The following is a 24,873-nucleotide window of genomic DNA, read 5'->3' on the forward strand; positions in this document are numbered from 1 at the left end:
CGAGCAGCGCTGGTGGAAGTGACTTTGGGGGAGCGGGATATTGAATCGCATTTTGACCGTGGCAGCCCTGTGGCTGGCCAGCGCGGAAGTGGCGGCTGCAGATTGTGCTGAGGCGCGCAGCATCTGGGGAGATGTGAAAGACAGCGGCTCGGCGCAGGTTTTCGAGGAATATCTCTCTGTATTTGGGGATTGCGCGATCTATTCGGGATTGGCGCGCGAAAAGCTGGCGGCTTTGGGCAACGTCCAGCCCTCAGCGCCGGTCTCTGCACCGGAACATGACCCGGAACCCGCAGTGGCCGAAAATGACGAAGGGCAGCTCACGGACTGGGAGGTGTTTGAAATCGAAAACGCCTGTATGCGTGCCGCCATCGCGCCCCTGCATGTCGAGGATTACATGGGCAGGGCCTGGGACGACATCGTCACCGAAGAAGCGCTTGCCGCCTGCGCTCCGGTGATGGATTTGGACGATCCGGACCCAGAGGCCATGGCGGCCTATGGCCGGGCGCTGATGAAGGCTGAGGACTACAAGGAGGCGGCGGATGTGAGCCTGGCCGCAGCCATGTTGGGCAGCGGGCTTGGGGCCAACAATCTGGGTGTGCTCTATGAAGACGGAAACGGCGTGCCGCAGGACTATGGTGACGCGCTGCTGTATTACACCATCGCCGCAGATTACGGTTCTCCTTTCGGGCACATAAACGTCGGGGACCTCTATCGGGATGGTAAGGGTGTTTCTGTGGATGCCGCGCGGGCCATAGACGCCTATGAGGCTGCAGCCGACTTGGAGTACGGGCCTGCCTATGAGCGCCTCGGCGATCTCTATCGGGACGGGGACATTGTGCCTCAAAGCAGCTCGAAGGCGATCTATGCCTACAGCTCGGCCCATGAGCTGGGGGAATACGCCTGCGGCAATGAGATTGCCTATATCTATGAAACGGGTCAGGGAGATCAGCCGCAAAATGAAAGTGAAGCCTTCAGTTGGTATCTTGATGTGCTGCTGAAAGGTGTCACCGAGGAATGGGCGACCTACCGCGCGGGGCGCATGATGCTGGACGGGCGTGGCGTTGAGGCGGATGAGGAAAAGGCGCGAAACTGGTTTGCCCTTGGCGCGCATGGTGGCCATGCGCCGAGCCAGCGGGAGCTTGGCCGTCTGTTGCACCGTTGGGGTGAAATTGATGAGGCGGAGACCTGGCTGCGTCAGGCGGCAGATCAGAACGATGAGGACGCGCAGGCTTTGCTGGCGATCTGGTTCTGAGGCGTCAACGCAACGCGCGCCTGCGGCACAGCGGCTCTGAGCGGACCGCTTGTCTCTGCACAAATTTCAAATGGCCGAGCGCGGGTTTGAAGGCCATGCGCCGGTCATCGCGCGCCATATAATCCAGGATCCGGTAGATGTTGATCGGCTGCTGCTTGATCAACGTCAGGAGGCGCTCTTGCGCCTCTTCCGGCGGGTAGCTGTCGATCAGCACACAGGCGCTTTGGGTGGGCGTCAGTATGTAGAAATCCTGCGGCCTGCGTTTGGTAAAATGGGTGGCGTTGAACGGGGATTCGCCAAGCGCACGGAACTTGGGCATGACCATCCGCATGTCAGCCGTGGTGTGCGCGATGACATGGCCGGTGATCTGCTCAAACCCCAGCGGTTTCAGCTTTTGCATCACATGGCTGCGCATGGGGCCGGCCAGGGCATCAACATCGGCGCGGTCATATCTGAGATCGCCAAACACTGAAATGATCTGCAGATCCCAGTCGACCACATAGAGATAGGGATCCTTATCGAGCGCCCGCAGGCTGTCTTTGAGGTCAGTGAGGCTTGGTGCCGCAGTTGGGACTTCCACGCCGCTTGCGGGCGGGGCGGCGGGCGCTGATGCAAAGGCGGAGGTGATCCGCCTGATAAAGCTGCTGGCAAAGCTGCGCGTGGTCATGGGCGTCGTTCTCCTGCTCAGAGGGTAGCACAGATTTCATACGGTGCGGGGCAGGGGGCGGCTCACTTTATCGGCAGGGCGCGCGGTTTTGCGTCATCCCTTGATCGCGCCGTTTCGTATGCGCATCTAAGAGATGAGAGAATTGCCTCAGGAGGGCCAGCCATGTTGCAGGAAAAGCGGAAAGATCTGGATGCGGAGAAGCTCAAGAAGTTGCTGCAACGGCTGGTCTCAGAGCTGAGCGGGCTTTATCCGGATCTCTATTATCAGCCCACCAGCGAAGTCGCCGCCCTGATCCTGCGCTATGTGGCAGGGGAGGCGAAGCTCAACGCCGATGAGCACGCCTTGCTCAAGCCGCTCAGTCAGCGCGACGTTGAGGTGCTGCTGAGTTTGCATTGAGGGCAGGGGCGCCTTTGAAAACAGATATATAAAGATACTTCAACTAAGTGGCGAGCTGTGTTAGCAAACCTGTGCCTCCCCGAGAAGGCTGCCTGGTTCGCGGAAAGCACGGTGTGCATCTCCTTGACAATATGAAGCCGAAGTTTCGGATTTCTCTGCCCGATTTAGCGAGCCGGCGGGTGTTTTGGAGGAACCGATGACACACACGGTCGACCATTTACGTCAACAAGCTAAAAAGCTCCGCCACCGCTTTGAAATGGGGGATCCCGAAGCGTTGCAGCGTGTGGGGCGGTTTATCAAACCGCAAGAGGCACCGCTGAAGCATGCGGACTACTTGCATGTGATCGCCAATGAGAGCGGTTTTGACAGCTGGCCCAAACTGAAATTCGCGCGGGAACAGGCCGCGATGGATTTTGCGCAGAAAGCAGCGCGTTTGGAGCAGGCGCTGTATCACGGGCAGTTTTGGGTGATTGATGCGCTGTTGTCGGAAAGTCCTGACTTGGGGCATGCCAATCTGGGGTTGGCCTGTGCACTCTATGATCTGGAGAGCGTCAGGCAGCACTTGTCCAAAGATCCGGAGGCCGCGGTGCGGCGCATCAATGGCAGGACACCGCTTCTGCATTTGACTTTTTCCAAGGCATTCAAGCGACAGAATAAAGCGGCGGAGATGCTTGGGATTGCGGAGATGCTGAAGGATCACGGTGCAGATCTGAATGACTGCTACGCCTATGGCGGTGATAACAGCTCTTCGCTTTCTGCGCTTTACGGAGCTTTGGGGCATGCAGACAACATCGTTTTAGCACGCTGGCTTTTGGAAAACGGCGCGTCGCCAGATGACAATGAATCTCTCTATCATGCGACGGAACTCGGGCATCTTGAGGGTTTGCGACTGATGCTGGCGCATGGCGCAACGATCGCTGGGACCAACGCGCTTGCACGGATGTTGGACTTTGACAACATTGAAGGGGTTCAATTGCTATTGGAGGCGGGGGCGGATCCCAATGAGGGTGCGCAGCCTCATCCCTCCGGCGAACCGAGCTATGCGATCAGTGCTTTGCATCACGCGGCGCGTCGGCGGAGTTCGCCTGAGATTGCGCGGCTCCTGCTCCGTCATGGGGCTGAGGGGCGTACTCTTCAATTCGGTCACAGTGCTTATGCACTGGCCATGATGTATGGCAACAACGCCTTTGCGCATGTGCTTGCGGAAGCTGGGCAAAGCACGGACATGAGCGCAAGCGAAGCTCTGATTGCAGGTGCTGCAACGGAAGGCTCTCAAGGTAAAGTTGACGCCATCACCCTGACCAATGAACAGCGGCGTATGCTGTGCCGTATTGTGGGCTTTGATGATCCGCTCTCCCATGTGATGCGTTTGGTTGGCATCGGGCTTGATCCGAATGTGCGAGAAGAAATGGGTATGCCCGCCATTCAGGTAGCTGGTTGGGAAGGGCAGGCAGCCGTCGTGGAATACTTGTTGACCCTGTCACCTGACCTGACATTGAAGAACAACTATGGCGGCGATCTTTTGGGCACAATTATGCACGGCGCCGGGCATTGCCCCAAAGCTCCTGTCCGGGATCATATTCTGTGCGCCGAGTTGGCGCTGGAGGCCGGAGTGCCGCTCCATAGAGGGGACATTGAGCATTGTGCCGACGCTGAGATGCGCGCGTGGCTGCAGCAATGGGCCTCGGCGCACGCGGATCGGGTGATTTGACAGCGCGGCTGGGGATATGTCCGGAGGCAGAGTCGCCTGCCTCCGGTTTTGCATTTATTGAGACATGCCGCCTTCGGTGGCGATTTGCTCTTCGACGTGGTCCTGATTGGTCACGGCGACACCGCGTGGCGGGAAGTCCTCAAAGGTGGTCAGGTGCTTCTGGACCAGTTTTGCCGCAGGACCGAAGGCCCACATTTTGTTGCCCATCCAGCGGGTGTACATGCCGGATTCATCCGCCGCCTTCTCGTAGGGATCGCGCCGCAGGTTGAAGAGCAGTGGGGCGTTGAGCTCCTCTTTGGGGCCGGCCCAGCCTTGCGTCTGAACGGTGAAATGCGCTTTCCAGTCGCGGTAGCGCACCGCCTGAAGGTCTGGCCCCTCATAGTAGATGATCTCATCGCGGTTGCTGTCGCCTTGTCCGGTGATCAGGGACATCTGGTTGTAGCCGTCCAGATGCACTTGATAGCCTTCGTGGCCTTCCAGCAGACGCTCTGGCAGGTTGTCGGGGCCACCAGCTGCGGCAACAAGGGTCGGCATCCAGTCAAGGCCGTCAAAGATGCCGTTGCTCACCGTGCCAGCGGGCACTTTGCCCGGCCAACGGATGATCGCAGGCACACGGAAGCCGCCTTCCCATGTGGTGCCTTTCTCGCCGTGAAACGGCGTTGTGCCGCCATCCGGCCAGGTCATGGTTTCAGGGCCATTGTCTGAGGTGAAAACAACGATGGTGTTGTCGGCAATGTTGAGCGTGTCCAGATGCGCCAGGACTTTGCCGACATTGTCGTCGAGCTCTTTCATCACCACATCCTGCAAGCCGCGCCCGTCGCCGAGCATGGCTTCATATTCCGGGCTGAGGTGGGTCCAGACGTGAGCACGCGCAGGGGCCATCCAGACAAAGAACGGCGTTTCGCTGTCCACGGCGCGGTTGATGAAATCCAGCGTGTGGGCGGTGACCTCGTCATCAAGCGTTTTCTGGCGCTCCGGCGGGGCCGGGCCGTCATCGACGATGCGCTGTTTGCCCACGGGTCCCCAGCGCGGATCGACGGTTTCATCCGCGGTTTCGGTGGCATAGGCGTGGATGATATTGCGCGGGCCAAAGGTGTCGTTAAAGGTCTGATCCTTTGGCCAATCCGGGTCAGACGTATATTCCATCGCGTTCAGGTGATAGAGCCAGCCCCAGTATTCATCAAAGCCTTTCACCGTTGGCAGAAACTTGTTCATGTCGCCAAGGTGGTTTTTGCCAAACTGCCCGGTGGTGTATCCCAGTGCCTTGAGCATGTTTGCCAGGGTTGGGTCATTTTCATTCAGACCTTTTTCAGGATCGCCCGGCAGACCCACCGTATGCATCCCCGTGCGCACCGGCAGCTGACCGGTGATGAAGGCTGAGCGCCCGGCGGTACAGCTGGGCTGGGCGTAGTAATCTGTCAGGCGCAGGCCGTCAGCAGCCAGTTGATCCAGATTGGGGGTCTGGATGCTTTTGACACCCTGATGGTAACTGCCGAGGCTGGCCCAGCCCACGTCATCGGCCATGATCACCAGAATGTTGGGTGGGGGCGTTTCCGCCCAGATCGGGCTGGCGTAGAGCGTGGCCGCAGCCACGGCGCTGGCCGCCGCGAGAGACTTCAGTTGGTGCATTTTAGACCTCACACTGGTTAGACATCACGTAAAGCGTGTATCGTCGATGGTGTTTCTGCATAGCGATCAAGCATTTGATGCCGCAACGGGGCTTTACCCAGATTTCAGATTGTGAAACCTAGAGGTTGAAAACTGAAAGCAGGTGCGCCCGTATGATCCCCGAAAACGCATTGACCGCTTTTCTCGCTTTGGCTGAAAAGGGCAGTTTTCAGGGCGCAGCGCGCGCGATGGGCGTGTCAAACGCTTCATTGTCCCGCTACATCAATCAGGCCGAACAGCACGTCGGGACACCGCTGTTTCACCGCAGTCGCAACAGCAGCACGCTGACACGTGCGGGGCAGGAGTTTCTGCCGATTGCTGAAGGCCTGCGGCAGGATCTCAACCGCTATGCCACCCATGTGGCGAAACTGCGCGACAGAGGGCCGGGGGTGTTGCACATCGGCTGTGGCCCGCTGACCACCAGAACCTTGATCCAGCCCGCGATCCGAGCGGTGAGCGCTGTCCTGCCTGATTTGCGGTTTAGGGTTCTTGTAAGCGCCTATGGCCGCCCGCTGGATTTGTTGCAGGCCGGGCAGTTTGACATTTTCCTCGGGGATCTGACCTACACGCCGGAAGCGGACAATGTGGAAATCATGGTGATGCAGAAACGGGTGATCCAGTTCGTTGCAAATCGCGATCACGCCATTCACGACGGTGGTCCGCGCACACTGGCCGAGGTGTTTGCTTATCCGTTTGCCTCACCTTACTTGCACAAGCATTGGCGCAGCACGCTGACAAAAGCTCTGGGCGGAGATGTGCAGGCGGAGGCAACAGTGCGCGCGCTGCCGCAGATCGAAAGTGACGACTATCATCTGCTGACCGGGCTGCTCAGTGAGCCTGAGTATATTGTTGGCGGGGTGGCGGAGAGCTTTTCAGAGATCATGCCAACCGGTCAGGCAAAACCTGTGTCGATGGCGCAGGAGATTTCGTGGAACATCTGCGCGGCACGGAAGGTGGAGAACACCTCCTTGGGGCTGGAGGCTTTCTGGGAGGCTTTGGCCGCACACAAGATCTAAGCGCAATGGCGCGCTCCTAACTTTCCTGTGGACAAACCCGCGCGCCCCTTCTAAAAGCCCGCTTGCCCACCTTGGGGTGTCGCGTAAGCGATTCTTCTGAGGTGGCCTGTCCAAGACGGAGGGTTCCGGCAGCCGCCTGAATAATTCCTTCCCGAGATGGGGTAAGAGACAAGAATTCTAAGAAGGCCCTTTCCGGGCGCTTCGGCGATCTTGGTTCCCAACCCTTTGTTTGGACCTAAACGCATGCCGCTTTGCGGTGTGCAAAACTGAGCCGGGGTGCAAGCCCCATATTTGGAGTAAAACTGTGGATAGAGCACAAAAAGAGAAGGTGGTCGAGGAACTCGGCCAGATCTTTGAAAGCTCTGGCGTTGTAGTGGTTGCCCACTACGCGGGTCTCACGGTTGCTGACATGCAAGACCTGCGCGCACGTGCGCGTGACGCGGGTGGTGCAGTACGTGTCGCCAAGAACAGGCTCGCCAAGATCGCCCTGGAAGGCAAACCATGCGAGAGCATGGGTGACCTTCTGTCGGGTATGACCGTTCTGACCTATTCCGAGGACCCTGTGGCAGCCGCCAAAGTGGCCGAGGACTTCGCCAAGACGAACAAGAAGTTCGAAATCCTTGGCGGTGCAATGGGCGAGAACGCTCTGGACCGTGCCGGTGTTGAAGCCGTGTCGAAAATGCCTTCCCGCGACGAGCTTATCGCTCAGATCGCTGGCATGCTCGGCGCACCTGCTTCCAGCATCGCCGGTGCAATTGGCGCACCTGCTTCGAACATCGCATCCATCCTGTCTACCATCGAGGAAAAGGCAGAGGCTGCGTAAGCAACTTTTTGAACCGCGTAGGGTGAATGCCCAACGTTGGAACACATATCTGATAACGGAAAGAGTCTAAAATGGCTGATCTGAAAGCACTCGCAGAAAGCATCGTGGGTCTGACCCTGCTGGAAGCACAAGAACTGAAAACCATCCTCAAAGACGAGTATGGCATCGAACCAGCCGCCGGTGGCGCGGTTGTAATGGCAGCAGCTGGCGGCGACGCCGGTGGCGCAGCTGAAGAAGAGAAGACTGAATTCGACGTGATCCTGAAATCCGCAGGCGCATCGAAAATCAACGTCATCAAAGAAGTTCGCGGCATCACAGGCCTGGGCCTGAAAGAAGCCAAAGAGCTGGTCGAAGCTGGCGGCAAAGCAGTTAAAGAAGGCGTGTCCAAGGACGAAGCCGAAGACATCAAAGGCAAGCTGGAAGCAGCTGGCGCTGAAGTCGAAGTTAAGTAATTCGGTTTTTGACCGATTTGCTGCAGGCGTCCCATTCGGGGCGCCTGTTTTTGTTTGGGCAACCTGTTGCGGTTGCCATTCATACCGCGTTAATCCCTTGGCTTTGGCCATCTAGCGGTTGCCATCAGGCGCACAATGGGCAATCACAGAACCGAGAGCGCCTGTCAAAAACAGCGCCAAGCAGCAAACCTGGCCCCCCGTTTTGCTTTTTGGGGCCACAGATAAGAAGTCGACTATGAAACACTCCATTCCCCTGACGGCACTTCCTGAGAATACAGTTTTTGGCGCGGGCGATGTTTTCGTCCTGTTTGGTGAACTCTTCGGGCGCGGCTATGCGACGGGTCTGATCGAGGCGGCGAAGGCTGCTGGCATGGAGGTGATCGGCATCACCGTGGGCCGCCGCGAAGACGATGGCGCGCTACGGGCGCTGACCGATGAGGAGCACGCAGCGGCAGAGGAAAACCTCGGCGGCAAGATCATCAACATCCCGCTGATGGCGGGCTTTGACATGGACGCGCCTGCCGGTGGCGAAACCCCGACCGACATGCTTGGCGACATGACGCTGGACAACTGGCAGGAGTACAAGCTCGACTGGGCCAAAGTGGACGCCTGCCGCGAGATCGGCACTGCGCGTTTCACCGAGGCGCTTGGCCGCGTGATGGCAGAGCTGGAAGGTCTGATCCCTGAGGGCAAGAACGTGTTCTTTGCTCACACCATGGCTGGCGGCATTCCACGCGCAAAAGCGTTTCTGGCGATTGCCAACCGCATCTACAAAGGCCGTGGCGCACGTCACATGCCGTCTCAGGCGCTGATGGACAGCGATCTGGGCAAGCTGATCCTGCAGAACTTTGATGAGGTGACCGCCAACAGCTTTGGCCATCTGCTTGAGCAAAGTGCCGCGCTGCGCAGCAAGATCGAAGCGGGCGGCGGGCAGGTGCGTTACTCCGCATATGGCTACCACGGCACCCGCGTTCTGATTGATGGCACCTATCAGTGGCAGACCTACACCAGCTACACGCAGGGCTATGCCAAGATGAACCTGGAAGCGTTTGCGCAGAAGGCTTGGGAGCAGGGCGTGAAGGCAACCGTGTTCAACTGCCCTGAAATCCGCACCAACTCTTCGGATGTGTTTGCCGGGATCGAGCTGTCGCTGGTGCCGCTGCTGGAAGCTTACCGCAAAGAGGGCGGTGGCGCCTGGGTGCAGGGTGTCTGGGATGAATGTCAGGCGCTGCTCAAAGACGGCGAAACGCTGGAAGCCATTCTGGAGACCGTTGGGGCCTATCAGCAGAACCCGGTGATGCAGTCCTTCTATAACTTTGAAGCCTGGCCGATGCAGAACAGCCCGGAGCAAGTCGAAATGACCGTGGGCACATCCGCTGACATCGTGGCGCTGCACAAGAACCGCAAAGAGCTGGTGAGTGACGTGCTGAGCGCCCATGTGGTGAGCGCGACCGGCGCTTTGATCTTTGGCGCCTCCAGCAATGCCGATGGTCCGGTTCTGTGGCTCGACCACGATCTGGTGGCACAGCAGCTGATCGCAGCGAACAGCTGATCCTGCGCATTATCGCAAGCTTTTGGCAGGCGTCCCTCGGGGCGCCTGTTTTGCGTTTGGGCGGTGCCGCCTCGCAAACACGATTGTGTCAGTCCCTTGTTTTTTGCAGCCACTTCGCTGACGCTGCTGGGAAATTCCAGAAGAGACGCAAGAAAAGACGGAGACCACAGCCACAAAAAGGAGCGGCGGAATGTGCGATATATGTGTGATCAATGCGGTCAAAGACAAAATGCTGTCGCGGCGGGAGTTCTTCCGCGCGGGCGCGGCAGCAGGGGCGGTTGCCGCCGTCGGGGCGGCCAGCGCAACCCCGGTGCGGGCGCATAATCACGGGGGCATCACGGATTTGACCTACAGCCTGTCATCGGAGTTTCCCACTTGGGGCGGGGAGCCGGGCTTTGCGGCGGAGCAGGTCTTCAAGATTGCCAAAGATGGCTTCAACCTGCTGAACCTCACGATCAACGAGCACACCGGCACCCATATCGACGCACCGCTGCATTTTTCTGCGGATGGCAATTCGGTGGATGAAATCCCCGTGGAAAATCTGATCGCGCCAATCTGCGTGGTGGATATCGCCGCACGTGCGGCGGAGGATGCGGACACCACGGTGACGCCGGATGATCTGAAGGCCTGGATTTCTGCGCATGGGGATATCCCGGACGGAGCCTGCGTGGCGATGCATTCGGGCTGGGGCGCACATGTGACCACGGAGAAATTTCGCAATTTTGACGGTCAGGCCCAGCACTATCCGGGCTTTCATGTTGAGGCGGCGCAGATGCTGATGGAGGAGACCGGCGCGGCCTCGCTGGCGGTGGACACCCTGTCGCTGGATCCGGGCAATTCAGCGGATTTTGCCACCCATTACGCTTGGCTGCCGTCAAATCGGTTTGGCATCGAGAACATGGCCAATCTGGACAAGCTGCCAGCCTCGGGCGCAACCGTCTTTATCGGCGCGCCAAAGTTTGCCGGCGGCACCGGCGGCCCGGCCCGCATTATCGCGATGGTGTGACGCGGGACTTTAGGGCAAGTTACGCAGCGACCCCATAGAGTGTCGCGCCCGGTCTTGGGCGCGGCGCTCAGGTCGGGCGAAGGCCTTTGTCCAAATGTCAAGCCCTGAGGGGTTGCAAAGGCACGGGCGATTCACTATTCGGTAGTCTCTTGCGGTTTCGAGCGATTCGGGGCCGCTTTTGCCCTATGCGGACACGTTGTGGCCGGAGTGGCGCGGACAGAATGGCGAATAGACAGCTAGGGCAGGGCATAGGGGCGGCAAACCCCGCGATCAGATCAGACTGACGGAAGTTACTACACGGACCTTAAAAATCGACGAATAGCCCCGGCTTGGTAAGCCTCTCGGGGTGCGATCTAGGCGCACATGAGAGGTTTTCCAAGGCAGGGTTTGGAACGGGAGGCTCCCTTTGGGACGGGGGCCGGGAATTGTCCAGATCTTGACCGTCTCGTATGGGCGTGGTGCCGGGGACCCGACGGCACTTGCGTTCGGTGAGAAATGAAAGGTGACGATAGTCATGGCTCAAAGCTTTCTTGGCCAGAAACGTTTGCGCAAATATTACGGCAAGATCCGCGAAGTGCTGGAGATGCCGAACCTGATCGAGGTTCAGAAATCCTCATATGATCTTTTCCTGAAATCCGGTGATGCACCGCAGCCAACCGCTGGCGAAGGCATCATGGGCGTGTTTCAGTCGGTATTCCCGATCAAAGATTTCAACGAAACCAGCATTCTGGAATTCGTGAACTACGAGCTGGAAAAGCCGAAGTACGATGTTGAGGAATGTCAGCAGCGTGACATGACCTACAGCGCGCCGCTGAAGGTCACTCTGCGTCTGATCGTGTTTGATATCGACGAAGATACCGGCGCGAAATCCGTTAAAGACATCAAAGAACAAGACGTCTTCATGGGCGACATGCCTCTGATGACCCAGAACGGCACCTTTGTGGTGAACGGCACCGAGCGCGTGATCGTGTCTCAGATGCACCGTTCCCCTGGTGTGTTCTTTGACCACGACAAAGGCAAAACCCACTCCTCCGGCAAACTGCTGTTTGCCTGCCGCATCATTCCCTACCGCGGCAGCTGGCTGGACTTTGAGTTTGACGCCAAAGACATCGTCTACGCCCGTATCGACCGCCGCCGTAAGCTGCCTGTGACCACCCTGCTGTATGCGCTGGGTCTGGACCAGGAAGGCATCATGAATGCCTATTATGACACGGTGAACTTCAAGCTGGAGAAGAACAAAGGTTGGGTCACCAAGTTCTTCCCTGAGCGTGTGCGTGGCACCCGCCCTGTGATGGATCTGATCGACGCCGCAACCGGCGAAGTGATCTGTGAAGCAGGCAAGAAAGTCACCCCGCGTGCGGTCAAGAAGATCATCGACGAAGGCACCATCACCGAGCTGCTCGTGCCGTTTGACCACATTGTGGGCAAATTCGTTGCTGAAGACATCATCAACGAAGAAACCGGTGCAATCTACGTCGAAGCCGGCGATGAGCTGACGCTGGAATATGACAAAGACGGCGATCTGATCGGCGGGTCCCTGAAAGACCTGATCGACGCTGGCTTCACCGACATTCCGGTGCTGGACATCGACAACGTCAATGTCGGTCCATACATGCGCAACACCATGGCGGCAGACAAGAACATGAGCCGCGACACCGCGCTTATGGACATCTACCGTGTGATGCGTCCGGGTGAGCCACCCACCGTTGAAGCGGCAAGCGCGCTGTTTGACACCCTGTTCTTTGATTCAGAGCGTTATGACCTCTCCGCGGTTGGCCGTGTGAAGATGAACATGCGCCTTGCTCTGGATGCAGAAGACACCCAGCGCACCCTGCGCAAGCAAGACATCATTTCCTGCATCAAGGCGCTGGTTGAGCTGCGTGACGGCAAAGGCGACGTGGACGACATCGACCACCTCGGCAACCGTCGTGTGCGTTCCGTTGGCGAACTGATGGAAAACCAGTACCGCGTTGGCCTGCTGCGCATGGAACGTGCGATCAAAGAGCGTATGAGCTCTGTTGAGATCGACACTGTGATGCCGCAAGACCTGATCAACGCCAAACCGGCCGCAGCGGCTGTGCGTGAATTCTTCGGCTCCTCGCAGCTGTCGCAGTTCATGGACCAAACCAACCCGCTGTCCGAGGTGACCCACAAGCGTCGTCTCTCCGCGTTGGGCCCAGGCGGTCTGACCCGTGAACGTGCGGGCTTTGAGGTGCGCGACGTGCACGCGACCCACTACGGTCGTATGTGCCCGATTGAAACGCCGGAAGGTCCAAACATTGGTCTGATCAACTCGCTGGCAACCTTTGCCCGCGTGAACAAATACGGTTTCATCGAAACGCCTTACCGCAAGGTTGAGAACGGTGTGGTCTCCGACGATGTGAGCTACATGTCCGCAACCGAAGAGCAGCGTCACACCGTTGCTCAGGCAAACGCGGCGCTGGATGAAAACGGCAAATTCGTGAACGAATTCGTCAACACCCGTCAGGCTGGCGAATATACGCTGGCAGCTTCGGAAAACGTCGACCTGATCGACGTGAGCCCGAAACAGCTGGTGTCTGTGGCGGCCTCGCTCATTCCGTTCCTTGAAAACGACGACGCCAACCGCGCTCTGATGGGCTCGAACATGCAACGTCAGGCGGTTCCGCTACTGCGTGCTGAGGCACCGCTGGTGGGTACCGGTATCGAGGAAAAAGTGGCGATCGACTCCGGCGCGGCCATTCAGGCTAAGCGTGCGGGTATCATCGACCAAGTGGATGCACAGCGTATCGTGATCCGTGCCACCTCCGATCTGGAGCTGGGCGACGCGGGCGTGGACATCTACCGTCTGCGCAAGTTCCAGCGCTCCAACCAGAACACCTGCATCAACCAGCGTCCGCTGGTGAAAGTGGGCGATACGGTTGCGAAGGGCGAGGTGATTGCTGACGGTCCGTCCACCGATATCGGTGAACTGGCGCTTGGTAAAAACGTGGTCGTCGCCTTTATGCCTTGGAACGGCTACAACTACGAAGACTCCATCCTGATCTCCGAGCGCATCGCGCGTGACGACGTGTTTACTTCGGTTCACATCGAAGAATTCGAAGTCGCCGCACGTGACACCAAGCTTGGCCCAGAAGAGATCACCCGCGACATTCCGAACGTCGGTGAAGAAGCGCTGCGCAACCTCGATGAGGCCGGCATCGTTTACATCGGTGCGGACGTTGAGCCGGGCGACATTCTCGTTGGTAAGATCACACCGAAGGGCGAAAGCCCGATGACTCCGGAAGAAAAGCTTCTGCGTGCCATCTTCGGTGAGAAAGCTTCTGACGTGCGTGACACCTCGCTGCGCGTGAAGCCGGGTGACTTCGGTACTGTTGTGGAAGTGCGCGTCTTCAACCGCCACGGTGTGGAAAAAGACGAGCGTGCGCTGCAGATCGAGCGTGAAGAGATCGAGCGTCTGGCGCGTGACCGTGACGACGAACTCGCGATCCTGGATCGTAACATCTATGCCCGTCTGAAAGACATGATCCTCGGCAAAGTGGCTGTCAAAGGCCCGCGTGGCGTGAAAGCAAACTCGGAAATCACCGAGGAACTGCTGGCAAGCCTGAGCCGTGGTCAGTGGTGGCAGCTGGCACTCGAAGATGAGGCCGACGCACAGATCGTTGAGGCTCTGAACGAGCAGTATGAGATCCAGAAGCGTGCGCTTGAGCACCGCTTTGAGGACAAGGTCGAGAAAGTCCGTCGCGGCGACGATCTGCCACCGGGTGTGATGAAGATGGTCAAAGTCTTCATCGCTGTGAAGCGTAAGCTTCAGCCGGGCGATAAGATGGCCGGTCGTCACGGGAACAAAGGTGTTATTTCCAAGGTTGTGCCTATGGAAGACATGCCGTTCCTCGCAGACGGTACGCCGGTTGACTTCTGTCTGAACCCACTGGGTGTACCTTCGCGTATGAACGTTGGTCAGATCCTTGAAACCCACATGGGTTGGGCCGCACGTGGCCTTGGTCTGAAGATCGACGACGCGGTTCAGGAATATCGCCGCTCCGGCGACCTGACACCGGTTCGCGAAATGATGCGTCTGGCTTATGGCGAAGATGTCTACGAAGAAGGCATCGCTGGCATGGACGAAGGTCAGCTTCTGGAAGCGGCGGGCAATGTGACCCGTGGTGTTCCAATCGCGACCCCGGTCTTTGACGGCGCCAAAGAAGGTGACGTGAACGACGCTCTGGTGCGTGCTGGCTTCTCTGAGAGCGGTCAGTCCATCCTGTTTGACGGCCGTACCGGTGAACAGTTTGCGCGTCCGGTGACCGTGGGCATCAAGTACCTGCTGAAACTGCACCACCTGGTGGACGACAAAATCCACGCGCGTTCCACTGGCCCATACTCCCTCGTCACACAGCAGCCGCTGGGTGGTAAGGCACAGTTTGGTGGTCAGCGCTTCGGGGAGATGGAGGTCTGGGCTCTGGAAGCTTACGGCGCCGCCTACACCCTGCAGGAAATGCTCACCGTTAAGTCGGATGACGTGGCAGGCCGGACCAAGGTCTACGAAAGCATCGTCAAGGGCGAGGACAACTTTGAAGCGGGCGTGCCAGAATCGTTCAACGTTCTGGTCAAGGAAGTCCGTGGCCTCGGCCTGAATATGGAACTCTTGGATACGGAGGTGGATGAGTAACGGTGCGCCCTCAGGGCACACCCTACGTAGGGTGCGCAGTTTCTGCGCACCGTCCCCTCTGCACCCTCTAACCTTTGAGGTACCAAAATGAACCAAGAATTGACGAACAATCCGTTCAACCCGCTGACACCGCAAAAGGCGTTTGACGAGATCAAAGTGTCTCTCGCGTCTCCTGAGCGGATCCTGTCGTGGTCCTACGGTGAGATCAAAAAGCCGGAAACCATCAACTACCGTACGTTCAAGCCAGAGCGTGACGGCCTGTTCTGTGCGCGTATCTTTGGCCCGATCAAAGACTACGAATGTCTCTGCGGCAAATATAAGCGCATGAAGTATCGCGGCGTTGTCTGCGAGAAATGTGGTGTTGAAGTTACCCTTCAGAAAGTGCGCCGTGAGCGTATGGGCCACATCGAACTGGCCGCGCCAGTGGCACACATCTGGTTCCTGAAATCGCTGCCATCCCGCATCGGCCTGATGCTGGACATGACCCTGCGTGATCTGGAACGTGTGCTGTACTTTGAAAACTACGTTGTCATCGAGCCGGGTCTGACCGACCTGCAATACGGCCAGATGCTGACCGAAGAAGAGTACATGGATGCGCAGGACGCATACGGCATGGACGCTTTCACCGCCAACATCGGTGCTGAGGCGATCCGTGAGATGCTGGCGCAGATCGATCTGGAAGCCGAAGCCGACCAGCTGCGCGCTGATCTGGCCGAAGCCACCGGTGAGCTGAAGCCCAAGAAGATCATCAAGCGTCTGAAAGTGGTTGAGAGCTTCATCGAGTCCGGCAACCGTCCAGAGTGGATGATCCTGACCGTGATCCCTGTGATCCCGCCAGAGCTGCGCCCGCTGGTGCCGCTGGACGGTGGCCGCTTTGCGACCTCTGACCTCAACGACCTCTATCGTCGTGTGATCAACCGGAACAACCGTCTGAAGCGTCTGATCGAACTGCGTGCGCCTGACATCATCGTGCGTAACGAAAAGCGTATGCTGCAGGAATCCGTGGATGCGCTGTTTGACAACGGCCGCCGTGGTCGCGTGATCACCGGCGCCAACAAGCGTCCGCTGAAATCGCTCTCTGACATGCTGAAAGGTAAGCAGGGTCGTTTCCGTCAGAACCTTTTGGGTAAGCGCGTCGACTTCTCTGGCCGTTCGGTGATTGTGACCGGTCCGGAACTCAAGCTGCATCAGTGTGGTCTTCCCAAGAAGATGGCGCTCGAGCTGTTCAAGCCGTTCATCTATTCCCGTCTGGAAGCCAAAGGTCTGTCCTCCACTGTGAAACAGGCCAAGAAACTGGTGGAAAAAGAGCGTCCCGAAGTTTGGGATATTCTGGATGAGGTGATCCGCGAACACCCTGTCATGCTGAACCGTGCGCCAACGCTGCACCGTCTTGGCATTCAGGCGTTTGAACCGGTTCTGATCGAAGGTAAAGCGATCCAGCTGCACCCGCTCGTATGTTCTGCGTTTAACGCGGACTTTGACGGGGACCAGATGGCTGTTCACGTGCCGCTGAGCCTTGAGGCACAGCTGGAAGCCCGTGTTCTGATGATGTCCACGAACAACGTTCTGTCGCCGGCCAACGGTGCACCGATCATCGTTCCGTCTCAGGATATGATCTTGGGCCTCTACTACACCACCATCATGCGCGAAGGCATGAAGGGTGAAGGCATGGTCTTCTCCTCCATCGAGGAAGTGCAATACGCGCTGGATTCCGGTGTGGTTCACCTGCACGCCAAGATCCACGCCCGTATCCCGCAGATCGACGAGAACGGTCTGGAAGTTGTTCAGCGTTTTGAAACCACCCCGGGCCGTGTGCGTCTGGGCGCACTTCTGCCGCAGAACAACAAGGCGCCGTTTGAGCTGGTGAACAAGCTTCTGCGTAAGAAAGACGTGCAGAACGTGATTGACACCGTCTACCGCTACTGCGGTCAGAAAGAGTCCGTCATCTTCTGTGACCAGATCATGACCATGGGCTTCCGTGAAGCGTTCAAGGCGGGTATCTCGTTTGGTAAAGACGACATGGTGATCCCCGACAACAAGTGGACCATCGTGGATGACACCCGTGATCAGGTGAAAGACTTCGAACAGCAGTACATGGACGGCCTGATCACTCAGGGCGAAAAGTACAACAAAGTTGTCGATGCGTGGTCAAAGTGTAACGACAAAGTCACCGACGCGATGATGAACACCATCTCGGCGGGTCAGACTGACGAGAACGGGGCCGAAGCGGAACCAAACTCCGTTTACATGATGGCGCACTCCGGTGCGCGAGGCTCGGTCACTCAGATGAAGCAGCTGGGTGGGATGCGCGGCCTGATGGCGAAGCCGAACGGCGACATCATCGAGACCCCGATCATCTCGAACTTTAAAGAAGGCCTGACCGTTCTGGAGTACTTCAACTCTACCCACGGTGCCCGTAAGGGTCTGTCCGATACGGCGCTTAAGACGGCGAACTCGGGTTACCTGACCCGTCGTCTGGTGGACGTTGCGCAAGACTGCATCGTGCGTATGCACGATTGTGGCACTGATGCTGCGATCAACGCCGAAGCGGCTGTGAACGACGGTGAGGTTGTCTCTTCGCTGGCAGAGCGTGTTCTGGGCCGTGTTGCGGCTGAGGACATCATGAAGCCGGGCAGCGATGAAGTGCTGGTGGCCCATGGTCAGCTGATCGACGAACGTATGGCGGACGCCATCGACGAAGCAGGTGTTCAGAACGCCCGCATCCGCAGCCCGCTGACCTGTGAGGCCGAAGAGGGCGTCTGTGCCATGTGTTATGGCCGTGACCTCGCACGCGGCACCATGGTCAACACCGGTGAGGCCGTTGGCATCATCGCGGCGCAGTCGATTGGTGAACCTGGTACACAGCTGACGATGCGGACCTTCCACATCGGCGGTGTTGCGCAGGGTGGCCAACAGTCGTTCCTCGAAGCGAGCCAAGAAGGCACGATCGTCTTTGAAAACGCCAACATCCTTGAGAACGCCAAAGGCGAAGCTCTGGTGATGGGCCGCAACATGAAGCTGATCATCCAAGGCGAAGACGGCGACGAGCGCGCAAACCACAAAGTGGGTTATGGCTCCAAGCTGTTTGTCAAGGACGGTCAGGTCATCGCCCGCGGCGACAAGCTGTTTGAATGGGATCCATACACCCTCCCGATCCTCGCGGAGAAAGATGGTAAAGCGAAGTTCGTTGACCTCATCACCGGCCTGTCGGTGCGTGACGAAACCGATGACGCAACCGGTATGACCCAGAAGATCGTGTCTGACTGGCGCGCCGCACCGAAGGGCAATGAGCTCAAGCCGGAAGTGATCCTTGTGGACGCGGATGGTGAGCCTGTGCGCAACGATGCTGGCAACCCGGTACACTACCCGATGTCCGTGGACGCCATTCTGTCTGTCGAAGACGGTCAGGACGTTCAGGCCGGTGACGTTGTCGCGCGTATCCCGCGTGAAGGCGCCAAGACCAAGGACATCACCGGTGGTCTGCCTCGTGTGGCCGAACTCTTTGAAGCGCGTCGTCCGAAAGACCACGCAATCATCGCGGAAATCGATGGTTACGTGCGCTTTGGCCGCGACTACAAGAACAAGCGCCGCATCGCGATCGAGCCGTCTGATGAAGGCCAGGAAACCGTGGAATACATGGTGCCCAAGGGCAAACACATCCCTGTGCAGGAAGGCGACTTCGTGCAGAAGGGTGACTACATCATGGACGGTAACCCGGCACCGCACGACATCCTCTCCATCATGGGTGTTGAAGCGCTGGCGGACTACATGATCGACGAAGTGCAGGACGTGTATCGACTGCAGGGTGTGAAGATCAACGACAAGCACATCGAGGTGATTGTGCGCCAGATGCTGCAGAAGTGGGAGATCCAGGATTCTGGTGAAACCACGCTGCTCAAAGGCGAGCACGTTGAGAAGGCCGAGTTTGACGCCGCCAACGAGAAGGCACTGGCCGAAGGCCGTCGTCCTGCTCAGGGTGAGCCGATCCTGCTGGGTATCACCAAGGCGTCGCTGCAGACCCGTTCCTTCATCTCCGCGGCATCGTTCCAGGAGACCACCCGTGTTCTCACCGAGGCCTCTGTCCAAGGTAAGAAAGACAAGCTGGTCGGCCTGAAAGAGAACGTCATCGTGGGTCGTCTGATCCCGGCCGGTACCGGTGGGGCCACGCAGAAGGTGCGCCGCATCGCGTCTGAGCGCGACAATGTGGTGATCGAAGCCCGCCGTGAGGAGGCAGAAGCCGCCGCACGTCTGGCCGCGCCAACCGATGATGTGACCGCCGAGGACGTGTTTGACAGCGGTCTGGTGGAAACACCGGAAAGCCGCGACTTCGACTGAGACCTCTCAGACTGAATGATGATTAAAAAGGGCCCCCGGCATCGAGCCGGGGGCCCTTTTGCCTTCGGCGAGGATATTTGGGGCAAGAGGAACCCCCGGGGTTGGCAAATCCCGCGCTCGGCCCTAACGTCGCGCGGTTGCTAAACGGGGAGGGCGGTCCATGGCGATGTCAGACAACACCAAGGGCGCGCTTCTGATGATGTGCTCCATGGCGGCCTTTACGTTCAACGACACCATGGTGAAGTCGCTGGGGCCGGATGTGCCGCTGTTTCAGATGTTGTTTCTGCGCGGTGTGGTTGCCAGTGCGCTGATTTATCTGCTGGCCAAATCCCTTGGCAAACTGCGTTGGCAGCTGTCGCGCCATGACTGGGGGCTGGTGGCGCTGCGCACGCTCTCTGAAATCGGCGCGGCCTATTTCTTTATCACGGCGCTTTATCACATGCCGATTGCCAATATGACGGCGGTTTTGCAGATCCTGCCGCTGACCGTAACCCTTGGCGGGGCGCTGTTTTTTGGCGAAGCGGTCGGCTGGCGGCGCGCCTCGGCCATCGCCGCCGGCTTTTGCGGGATGCTGCTGATTGTGCGCCCCGGGCCGGATGGCTTTGATCAATACGCACTGTATGCGCTGGTGGCGGTGGGGTTTGTCACGCTGCGCGATCTGGCGACACGCAAGATGTCTTCTGATGTGCCCTCATTGACCGTGACCCTTGTGGCCTCGCTGGGAGTGATGCTCTTTGCCGGAGTGGCGAGCCTCGGCTCTGAGTGGGTCGTGATGGATCTGCGCCAGTGGATGCTGCTCACCGGAGCGGCGGTGTTCATTCTGGGGGGCTATCTGTTTTCGGTGCTGGTGATGCGCGTGGGCGAGATCAGCTTTATCGCGCCTTTCCGCTACAGCAGCCTGCTGTGGGCGCTGATGCTGGGCTATGTGGTTTTTGGCGACTGGCCCGATCCGATCACCCTGACCGGGGCCGCGATTGTGGTGGCCGCCGGGGTCTTCACATTGATCCGCGGGCGGCGTCTGTCTCAGGCAAAGAGCGCGCGCACCTGATCCGCATCCACCGCAAAGCGCAGGCGGTATTCTTCCTCCTGCGCGGCGCTGAGCGGTTCCACCGGCACCGGTTTCACCTTTTTCTGGCGGCTGTCGTTATAGCCGTTGTGGGTGCGCAGCCACATGGGCGCGTCGGTGAAAGAGACCGTGGGCATATGCTGGTTCATGATGCCGTGGCGAAAGTTCATGATGGTATGGGAGACGCCGCCGCGCACATACATGCCAAGAGCGGCCACATAGAGGTTGCGCACTGTGTCGGTGGCTGCAATGCCAGCCGCACTCATCTCCGCGATGTAGCCCCGGTTCCAGTCAAACGCCACGGTGGCATTGTCGCGCAACAGCCCCGGCACATCGTCCACCGCCGCGCGCAGCCGTTCAAAGAAATCCAACGAGATGGCGTCATCATCATCATGGCGGAACTGCAGGCAGGGCGCTTTCATGTCCTTGCGCGCGCGGTTGATGATCTCTTTCATCAGCGGGCGGTGCGGCTTGGGCGGATGGGCCTCAATGCGGACCTGCGGCAGGTCGGCGGTGATGTCATGCAACCGTTCTTTGTGGCGCTTGGGCAGGCTGTCACCAATCACCACGATCAGCTCGAAATTCTGGTCGGTCTGTTCCCGCAGGCAGGGCAGGGCGATGGCCTCAAACAGTTTGAAGCGCTCCTCCAGCCGGTGCTCCTGATAGAGAAAGGCAATGCGGTCCTCGATGCTCTCATGTTCCACTTGAAACCCGCCCAATGCCGGGTATGAAAACCGGCACAGGCCAATCACCTGCATGTCTTTGCTGTGCATCTTACGCGCCTTATTTCCTGCTGGCCGCACCTTGGCAGCAGCGGCGGGCCAGCGCAACAGGGGGGCAGCTGTTGACAAGTGCTCCGACTCCCAATATACGCGCGCTCATCCGGCAATGGGAGCAGTGTGCCCAACGCCGTTTCATACCTGTAGTGGTCAAGTTCCGGTCTACTTTGAAGGCCGCAACCTCTGAGACTCCACCGCGTCGTTCGCCTCGGAATGGGAACGAATGCGGTTTTTGCGCATGTGGCAACATCATGTGCAGAAAAAACGAAAACCGTGTGGGGCTCGCCCCGCGCATAATGGAAGCAATAGGAAAGAGACCCTATGCCAACGATTCAGCAGCTGATCCGCAAACCGCGTCAGCCTAAAATCAAGCGCTCCAAGTCACAGCACCTGGAGCAGTGCCCTCAGAAGCGCGGTGTATGTACACGTGTGTACACCACCACGCCTAAGAAACCGAACTCCGCTATGCGTAAAGTTGCGAAGGTGCGCCTGACCAACGGTTACGAAGTGATCTCTTACATCCCAGGTGAAAGCCACAACCTTCAGGAACACTCCGTGGTTCTGATCCGTGGCGGCCGTGTAAAAGACCTTCCGGGTGTCCGTTATCACATCCTGCGTGGTGTTCTGGATACCCAAGGCGTCAAAGACCGTAAGCAACGTCGTTCCAAGTACGGCGCGAAGCGTCCTAAGTAAGAAGGAGAGGCTGATATGTCACGTCGTCACGCCGCCGAAAAACGCGAGATTCTGCCTGACGCCAAATTTGGCGACAAGGTACTGAGCAAATTCATGAACAACCTGATGATCGACGGCAAGAAATCTGTTGCCGAAAAGATCGTTTACAACGCGCTGGACCGCGTTGAAAACAAGGTGAAGCGCGCCCCTGTTGAAGTGTTCCACGAAGCACTCGACAACATCAAACCATCGGTTGAGGTTCGCTCCCGCCGTGTGGGTGGTGCCACCTATCAGGTTCCGGTCGAAGTGCGCCCTGAGCGCCGCGAAGCCCTGGCCATCCGTTGGCTGATTGGTGCTGCGCGTGGCCGCAACGAAAACACCATGGAAGAACGCCTGGCCGGTGAACTTCTGGATGCCGTGAACTCCCGCGGTACCGCCGTTAAGAAGCGCGAAGACACTCACAAGATGGCAGAAGCTAACAAAGCCTTCAGCCATTATCGTTGGTAAAGCCCAGAGGACATTAGACCAATGGCACGCGAATATACGCTCGAACATTACCGTAACTTCGGTATCATGGCGCACATCGACGCAGGTAAAACCACCTGTTCCGAGCGCATCCTGTATTACACCGGCAAATCCCACAACATCGGTGAGGTGCACGACGGTGCAGCCACCATGGACTGGATGGAGCAGGAGCAGGAACGTGGTATCACCATCACCTCCGCTGCGACGACCACTTTCTGGGAGCGCACCGAAGATGGCAAATCCGCTGATACGCCAAAGCACCGTCTGAACATCATCGACACCCCTGGGCACGTTGACTTCACCATCGAAGTTGAACGTTCTCTGGCGGTTCTCGACGGTGCCGTCTGTGTTCTGGACGCCAACGCTGGTGTTGAACCTCAGACCGAAACCGTGTGGCGTCAGGCTGACCGCTACAAGGTTCCGCGTATGGTGTTCGTCAACAAGATGGACAAAATCGGCGCTGACTTCTTCAACTGTGTGAACATGATTGAAGACCGCACCGGTGCAACCGCTGTTCCAATCGCTTTCCCAATCGGTGCAGAAACCGAGCTGGAAGGCCTGGTTGACCTGGTCACCATGGAAGAGTGGCTGTGGCAGGGTGAAGATCTGGGCGCGTCCTGGATCAAGGCACCTATTCGCGACGAACTCAAAGATCTGGCCGACGAATGGCGCGGCAAGATGATCGAGAACGCCGTCGAGCAAGACGACGATGCCATGGAAGCCTATCTGGAAGGCGAAGAGCCTGACGTGCCAACCCTGCGCAAACTGCTGCGCAAAGGCACTCTGTCTCTGTCTTTCGTTCCGGTTCTGGGCGGTTCTGCGTTCAAGAACAAAGGTGTTCAGCCTCTGCTTAACGCTGTGATCGACTACCTGCCGTCCCCACTGGACGTTGTTGATTACATGGGCTTCGCACCGGGTGACGAAACCGAAGAGCGTAACATCGCGCGTCGTGCAGACGACGACATGGCGTTCTCCGGCCTGGCGTTCAAAATCATGAACGACCCGTTTGTTGGCTCCCTGACCTTTACCCGGATCTACTCCGGTCAGTTGAACAAGGGCGACACGCTCCTCAACTCCACCAAAGGTAAGAAAGAGCGCATCGGTCGTATGATGATGATGCACTCCAACAACCGCGAAGAAATCACCGAAGCATTCGCAGGTGACATCATCGCTCTGGCGGGTCTGAAAGACACCACAACCGGTGACACGCTCTGCGCGACCAACGATCCGGTGGTTCTGGAAACCATGACCTTCCCGGATCCGGTGATCGAAATCGCTGTTGAGCCAAAGACCAAAGCTGACCAAGAGAAAATGTCTCAGGGTCTGCAGCGTCTGGCAGCCGAAGACCCATCCTTCCGTGTTGAGACCGACATCGAGTCCGGTCAGACCATCATGAAGGGTATGGGCGAACTTCACCTGGACATCCTCGTGGATCGTCTGAAGCGTGAGTTCAAGGTTGAGGCCAACATCGGTGCGCCGCAGGTGGCATACCGTGAAACGATCTCCAAGGCGATCGAGCACACCTACACCCACAAGAAACAGTCCGGTGGTTCCGGTCAGTATGCTGAAGTCAAAATGGAAATCATGCCGACTGAAGCGGGTGAGGGCTACTCTTTCGAAAGCCGCATCGTTGGTGGTGCTGTTCCGAAGGAATACATCCCGGGTGTTGAAAAGGGCATTCAGTCCGTCATGGACTCCGGTCCTCTGGCTGGCTTCCCTGTGATCGACTTCAAGGTTGCTCTGATCGACGGTAAGTTCCACGACGTGGACTCCAGCGTTCTGGCCTTTGAAATCGCAGCTCGTATGGCAATGCGCGAAGGCATGAAACTGGCCGGCGCGAAACTGCTTGAGCCGATCATGAAAGTGGAAGTGATCACTCCGGAAGAATACACCGGTGGCATCATTGGTGACCTCACCTCCCGTCGTGGTCAGGTGTCCGGTCAGGAGCCTCGCGGCAACGCCGTGGCGATCGACGCATTTGTGCCTCTGGCCAACATGTTCGGTTACATCAACAACCTGCGTTCGATGTCTTCCGGCCGTGCCCAGTTCACCATGCAGTTCGACCACTACGATCCGGTTCCGCAGAACATCTCCGACGAGATCCAAGCGAAATACGCATAACGAAATTTGGGAAGCGGGCTGCCCGCTTCCCTTCTCAACATCAAGGAGGCCATCATGGCTAAGGAAAAGTTTGAGCGCAGTAAACCGCACTGCAACATCGGCACCATTGGTCACGTTGACCACGGCAAAACCACGCTGACCGCCGCGATCACCAAACAGTTTGGTGACTTCAAAGCGTACG

18 protein-coding genes are annotated in these 24,873 nt (G+C 58.1%); 15 read left to right on the plus strand and 3 right to left on the minus strand.

The window, feature by feature from the left end; all coding sequences use genetic code 11:
• Nucleotides 1-40 precede the first annotated feature (40 nt).
• On the plus strand, nucleotides 41-1,252 hold the full coding sequence (locus tag J7400_RS20080) for a tetratricopeptide repeat protein (RefSeq protein WP_209065885.1): 1,212 nt from the start codon (nucleotides 41-43) through the stop codon (nucleotides 1,250-1,252).
• A gap of 4 nt (nucleotides 1,253-1,256) precedes the next feature.
• Here the strand turns inward: J7400_RS20080 and J7400_RS20085 are convergent, their stop codons facing one another.
• Complete coding sequence (locus tag J7400_RS20085) at nucleotides 1,257-1,919, minus strand: hypothetical protein (protein WP_209065886.1); 663 nt, start codon at nucleotides 1,917-1,919, stop codon at nucleotides 1,257-1,259.
• Nucleotides 1,920-2,081: 162 nt separating this feature from the next.
• Here J7400_RS20085 and J7400_RS20090 point away from each other — a divergent pair, with 162 nt between their 5' ends.
• Nucleotides 2,082-2,315: a hypothetical protein gene (locus tag J7400_RS20090; RefSeq protein WP_209065887.1), complete on the plus strand. Its 234-nt coding sequence runs from the start codon at nucleotides 2,082-2,084 to the stop codon at nucleotides 2,313-2,315.
• A 196-nt stretch (nucleotides 2,316-2,511) separates the two neighbouring features.
• A complete protein-coding gene (locus J7400_RS20095) occupies nucleotides 2,512-4,026 on the plus strand; it encodes an ankyrin repeat domain-containing protein (protein WP_209065888.1) in 1,515 nt (504 codons plus the stop codon).
• Nucleotides 4,027-4,080: 54 nt separating this feature from the next.
• Here J7400_RS20095 and J7400_RS20100 read toward each other — a convergent pair whose 3' ends face one another.
• Nucleotides 4,081-5,655 (minus strand): arylsulfatase, encoded by a 1,575-nt coding sequence (locus tag J7400_RS20100; RefSeq protein WP_209065889.1) that lies wholly within the window; start codon nucleotides 5,653-5,655, stop codon nucleotides 4,081-4,083.
• 152 nt (nucleotides 5,656-5,807) lie between these two features.
• Here J7400_RS20100 and J7400_RS20105 point away from each other — a divergent pair, with 152 nt between their 5' ends.
• The 8 genes from J7400_RS20105 (at nucleotide 5,808) to J7400_RS20140 (ending at nucleotide 20,577) form a co-directional block, all read left to right on the plus strand.
• Nucleotides 5,808-6,710 (plus strand): LysR family transcriptional regulator, encoded by a 903-nt coding sequence (locus tag J7400_RS20105; RefSeq protein WP_209065890.1) that lies wholly within the window; start codon nucleotides 5,808-5,810, stop codon nucleotides 6,708-6,710.
• 304 nt (nucleotides 6,711-7,014) lie between these two features.
• Nucleotides 7,015-7,533, plus strand: coding sequence for a 50S ribosomal protein L10 (rplJ, locus tag J7400_RS20110; RefSeq protein WP_058239829.1), 519 nt, complete (start codon nucleotides 7,015-7,017; stop codon nucleotides 7,531-7,533).
• A gap of 71 nt (nucleotides 7,534-7,604) precedes the next feature.
• Nucleotides 7,605-7,985 carry a 50S ribosomal protein L7/L12 gene (gene rplL / locus J7400_RS20115; RefSeq protein WP_209065891.1) on the plus strand — a complete coding sequence of 127 codons (381 nt, stop codon included), beginning with the start codon at nucleotides 7,605-7,607 and terminating at the stop codon, nucleotides 7,983-7,985.
• Between the two features lie 235 nt (nucleotides 7,986-8,220).
• Complete coding sequence (locus tag J7400_RS20120; RefSeq protein WP_209065892.1) at nucleotides 8,221-9,537, plus strand: hypothetical protein; 1,317 nt, start codon at nucleotides 8,221-8,223, stop codon at nucleotides 9,535-9,537.
• A gap of 190 nt (nucleotides 9,538-9,727) precedes the next feature.
• Complete coding sequence (locus tag J7400_RS20125; protein WP_209065893.1) at nucleotides 9,728-10,543, plus strand: cyclase family protein; 816 nt, start codon at nucleotides 9,728-9,730, stop codon at nucleotides 10,541-10,543.
• A gap of 514 nt (nucleotides 10,544-11,057) precedes the next feature.
• A complete protein-coding gene (gene rpoB / locus J7400_RS20130; RefSeq protein WP_209065894.1) occupies nucleotides 11,058-15,194 on the plus strand; it encodes a DNA-directed RNA polymerase subunit beta in 4,137 nt (1,378 codons plus the stop codon).
• An 87-nt stretch (nucleotides 15,195-15,281) separates the two neighbouring features.
• A complete protein-coding gene (gene rpoC / locus J7400_RS20135; RefSeq protein ID WP_209065895.1) occupies nucleotides 15,282-19,529 on the plus strand; it encodes a DNA-directed RNA polymerase subunit beta' in 4,248 nt (1,415 codons plus the stop codon).
• A gap of 166 nt (nucleotides 19,530-19,695) precedes the next feature.
• On the plus strand, nucleotides 19,696-20,577 hold the full coding sequence (locus tag J7400_RS20140) for a DMT family transporter (RefSeq protein ID WP_209065909.1): 882 nt from the start codon (nucleotides 19,696-19,698) through the stop codon (nucleotides 20,575-20,577).
• Here J7400_RS20140 and J7400_RS20145 read toward each other — a convergent pair.
• Entirely contained in the window at nucleotides 20,553-21,353 is an 801-nt protein-coding gene (locus J7400_RS20145; RefSeq protein WP_209065908.1) for a putative rhamnosyl transferase, read from the minus strand. The two genes, J7400_RS20140 and J7400_RS20145, sit on opposite strands and share 25 nt — an antisense overlap.
• Before the next feature lie 342 nt (nucleotides 21,354-21,695).
• Here J7400_RS20145 and rpsL point away from each other — a divergent pair, with 342 nt between their 5' ends.
• The 4 genes from rpsL to J7400_RS20165 form a co-directional block, all read left to right on the plus strand.
• Nucleotides 21,696-22,067, plus strand: a complete 372-nt coding sequence (rpsL, locus tag J7400_RS20150) for a 30S ribosomal protein S12 (protein WP_054000841.1) — start codon at nucleotides 21,696-21,698, stop codon at nucleotides 22,065-22,067.
• Nucleotides 22,068-22,082: 15 nt separating this feature from the next.
• Nucleotides 22,083-22,553 (plus strand): 30S ribosomal protein S7, encoded by a 471-nt coding sequence (rpsG, locus tag J7400_RS20155; RefSeq protein ID WP_132861092.1) that lies wholly within the window; start codon nucleotides 22,083-22,085, stop codon nucleotides 22,551-22,553.
• A gap of 21 nt (nucleotides 22,554-22,574) precedes the next feature.
• Nucleotides 22,575-24,692 carry an elongation factor G gene (gene fusA, locus J7400_RS20160; RefSeq protein ID WP_209065896.1) on the plus strand — a complete coding sequence of 706 codons (2,118 nt, stop codon included), beginning with the start codon at nucleotides 22,575-22,577 and terminating at the stop codon, nucleotides 24,690-24,692.
• A gap of 54 nt (nucleotides 24,693-24,746) precedes the next feature.
• Nucleotides 24,747-24,873: GTP-binding protein (locus J7400_RS20165; RefSeq protein ID WP_229802302.1), on the plus strand; the 127-nt coding region annotated here is incomplete at its 3' end.

The organism is Shimia sp. R9_2 (assembly GCF_017743735.1).
Taxonomy (GTDB): Bacteria; Pseudomonadota; Alphaproteobacteria; order Rhodobacterales; family Rhodobacteraceae; genus Shimia.

Excerpts from the sequence above, each read along its gene's own strand:
- J7400_RS20125 (WP_209065893.1), top strand. The coding sequence starts at position 9,728 with ATGTGCGATATATGTGTGATCAATGCGGTCAAAGACAAAATGCTGTCG.
- J7400_RS20105 (WP_209065890.1), top strand. The coding sequence starts at position 5,808 with ATGATCCCCGAAAACGCATTGACCGCTTTTCTCGCTTTGGCTGAAAAG.
- rpoB (WP_209065894.1), top strand. The coding sequence starts at position 11,058 with ATGGCTCAAAGCTTTCTTGGCCAGAAACGTTTGCGCAAATATTACGGC.
- rplL (WP_209065891.1), top strand. The coding sequence starts at position 7,605 with ATGGCTGATCTGAAAGCACTCGCAGAAAGCATCGTGGGTCTGACCCTG.
- J7400_RS20145 (WP_209065908.1), bottom strand. The coding sequence starts at position 21,353 with ATGCAGGTGATTGGCCTGTGCCGGTTTTCATACCCGGCATTGGGCGGG.
- J7400_RS20140 (WP_209065909.1), top strand. The coding sequence starts at position 19,696 with ATGTCAGACAACACCAAGGGCGCGCTTCTGATGATGTGCTCCATGGCG.
- fusA (WP_209065896.1), top strand. The coding sequence starts at position 22,575 with ATGGCACGCGAATATACGCTCGAACATTACCGTAACTTCGGTATCATG.
- J7400_RS20090 (WP_209065887.1), top strand. The coding sequence starts at position 2,082 with ATGTTGCAGGAAAAGCGGAAAGATCTGGATGCGGAGAAGCTCAAGAAG.
- rpsL (WP_054000841.1), top strand. The coding sequence starts at position 21,696 with ATGCCAACGATTCAGCAGCTGATCCGCAAACCGCGTCAGCCTAAAATC.
- J7400_RS20100 (WP_209065889.1), bottom strand. The coding sequence starts at position 5,655 with ATGCACCAACTGAAGTCTCTCGCGGCGGCCAGCGCCGTGGCTGCGGCC.
- J7400_RS20120 (WP_209065892.1), top strand. The coding sequence starts at position 8,221 with ATGAAACACTCCATTCCCCTGACGGCACTTCCTGAGAATACAGTTTTT.
- J7400_RS20095 (WP_209065888.1), top strand. The coding sequence starts at position 2,512 with ATGACACACACGGTCGACCATTTACGTCAACAAGCTAAAAAGCTCCGC.
- rpsG (WP_132861092.1), top strand. The coding sequence starts at position 22,083 with ATGTCACGTCGTCACGCCGCCGAAAAACGCGAGATTCTGCCTGACGCC.
- J7400_RS20085 (WP_209065886.1), bottom strand. The coding sequence starts at position 1,919 with ATGACCACGCGCAGCTTTGCCAGCAGCTTTATCAGGCGGATCACCTCC.
- rpoC (WP_209065895.1), top strand. The coding sequence starts at position 15,282 with ATGAACCAAGAATTGACGAACAATCCGTTCAACCCGCTGACACCGCAA.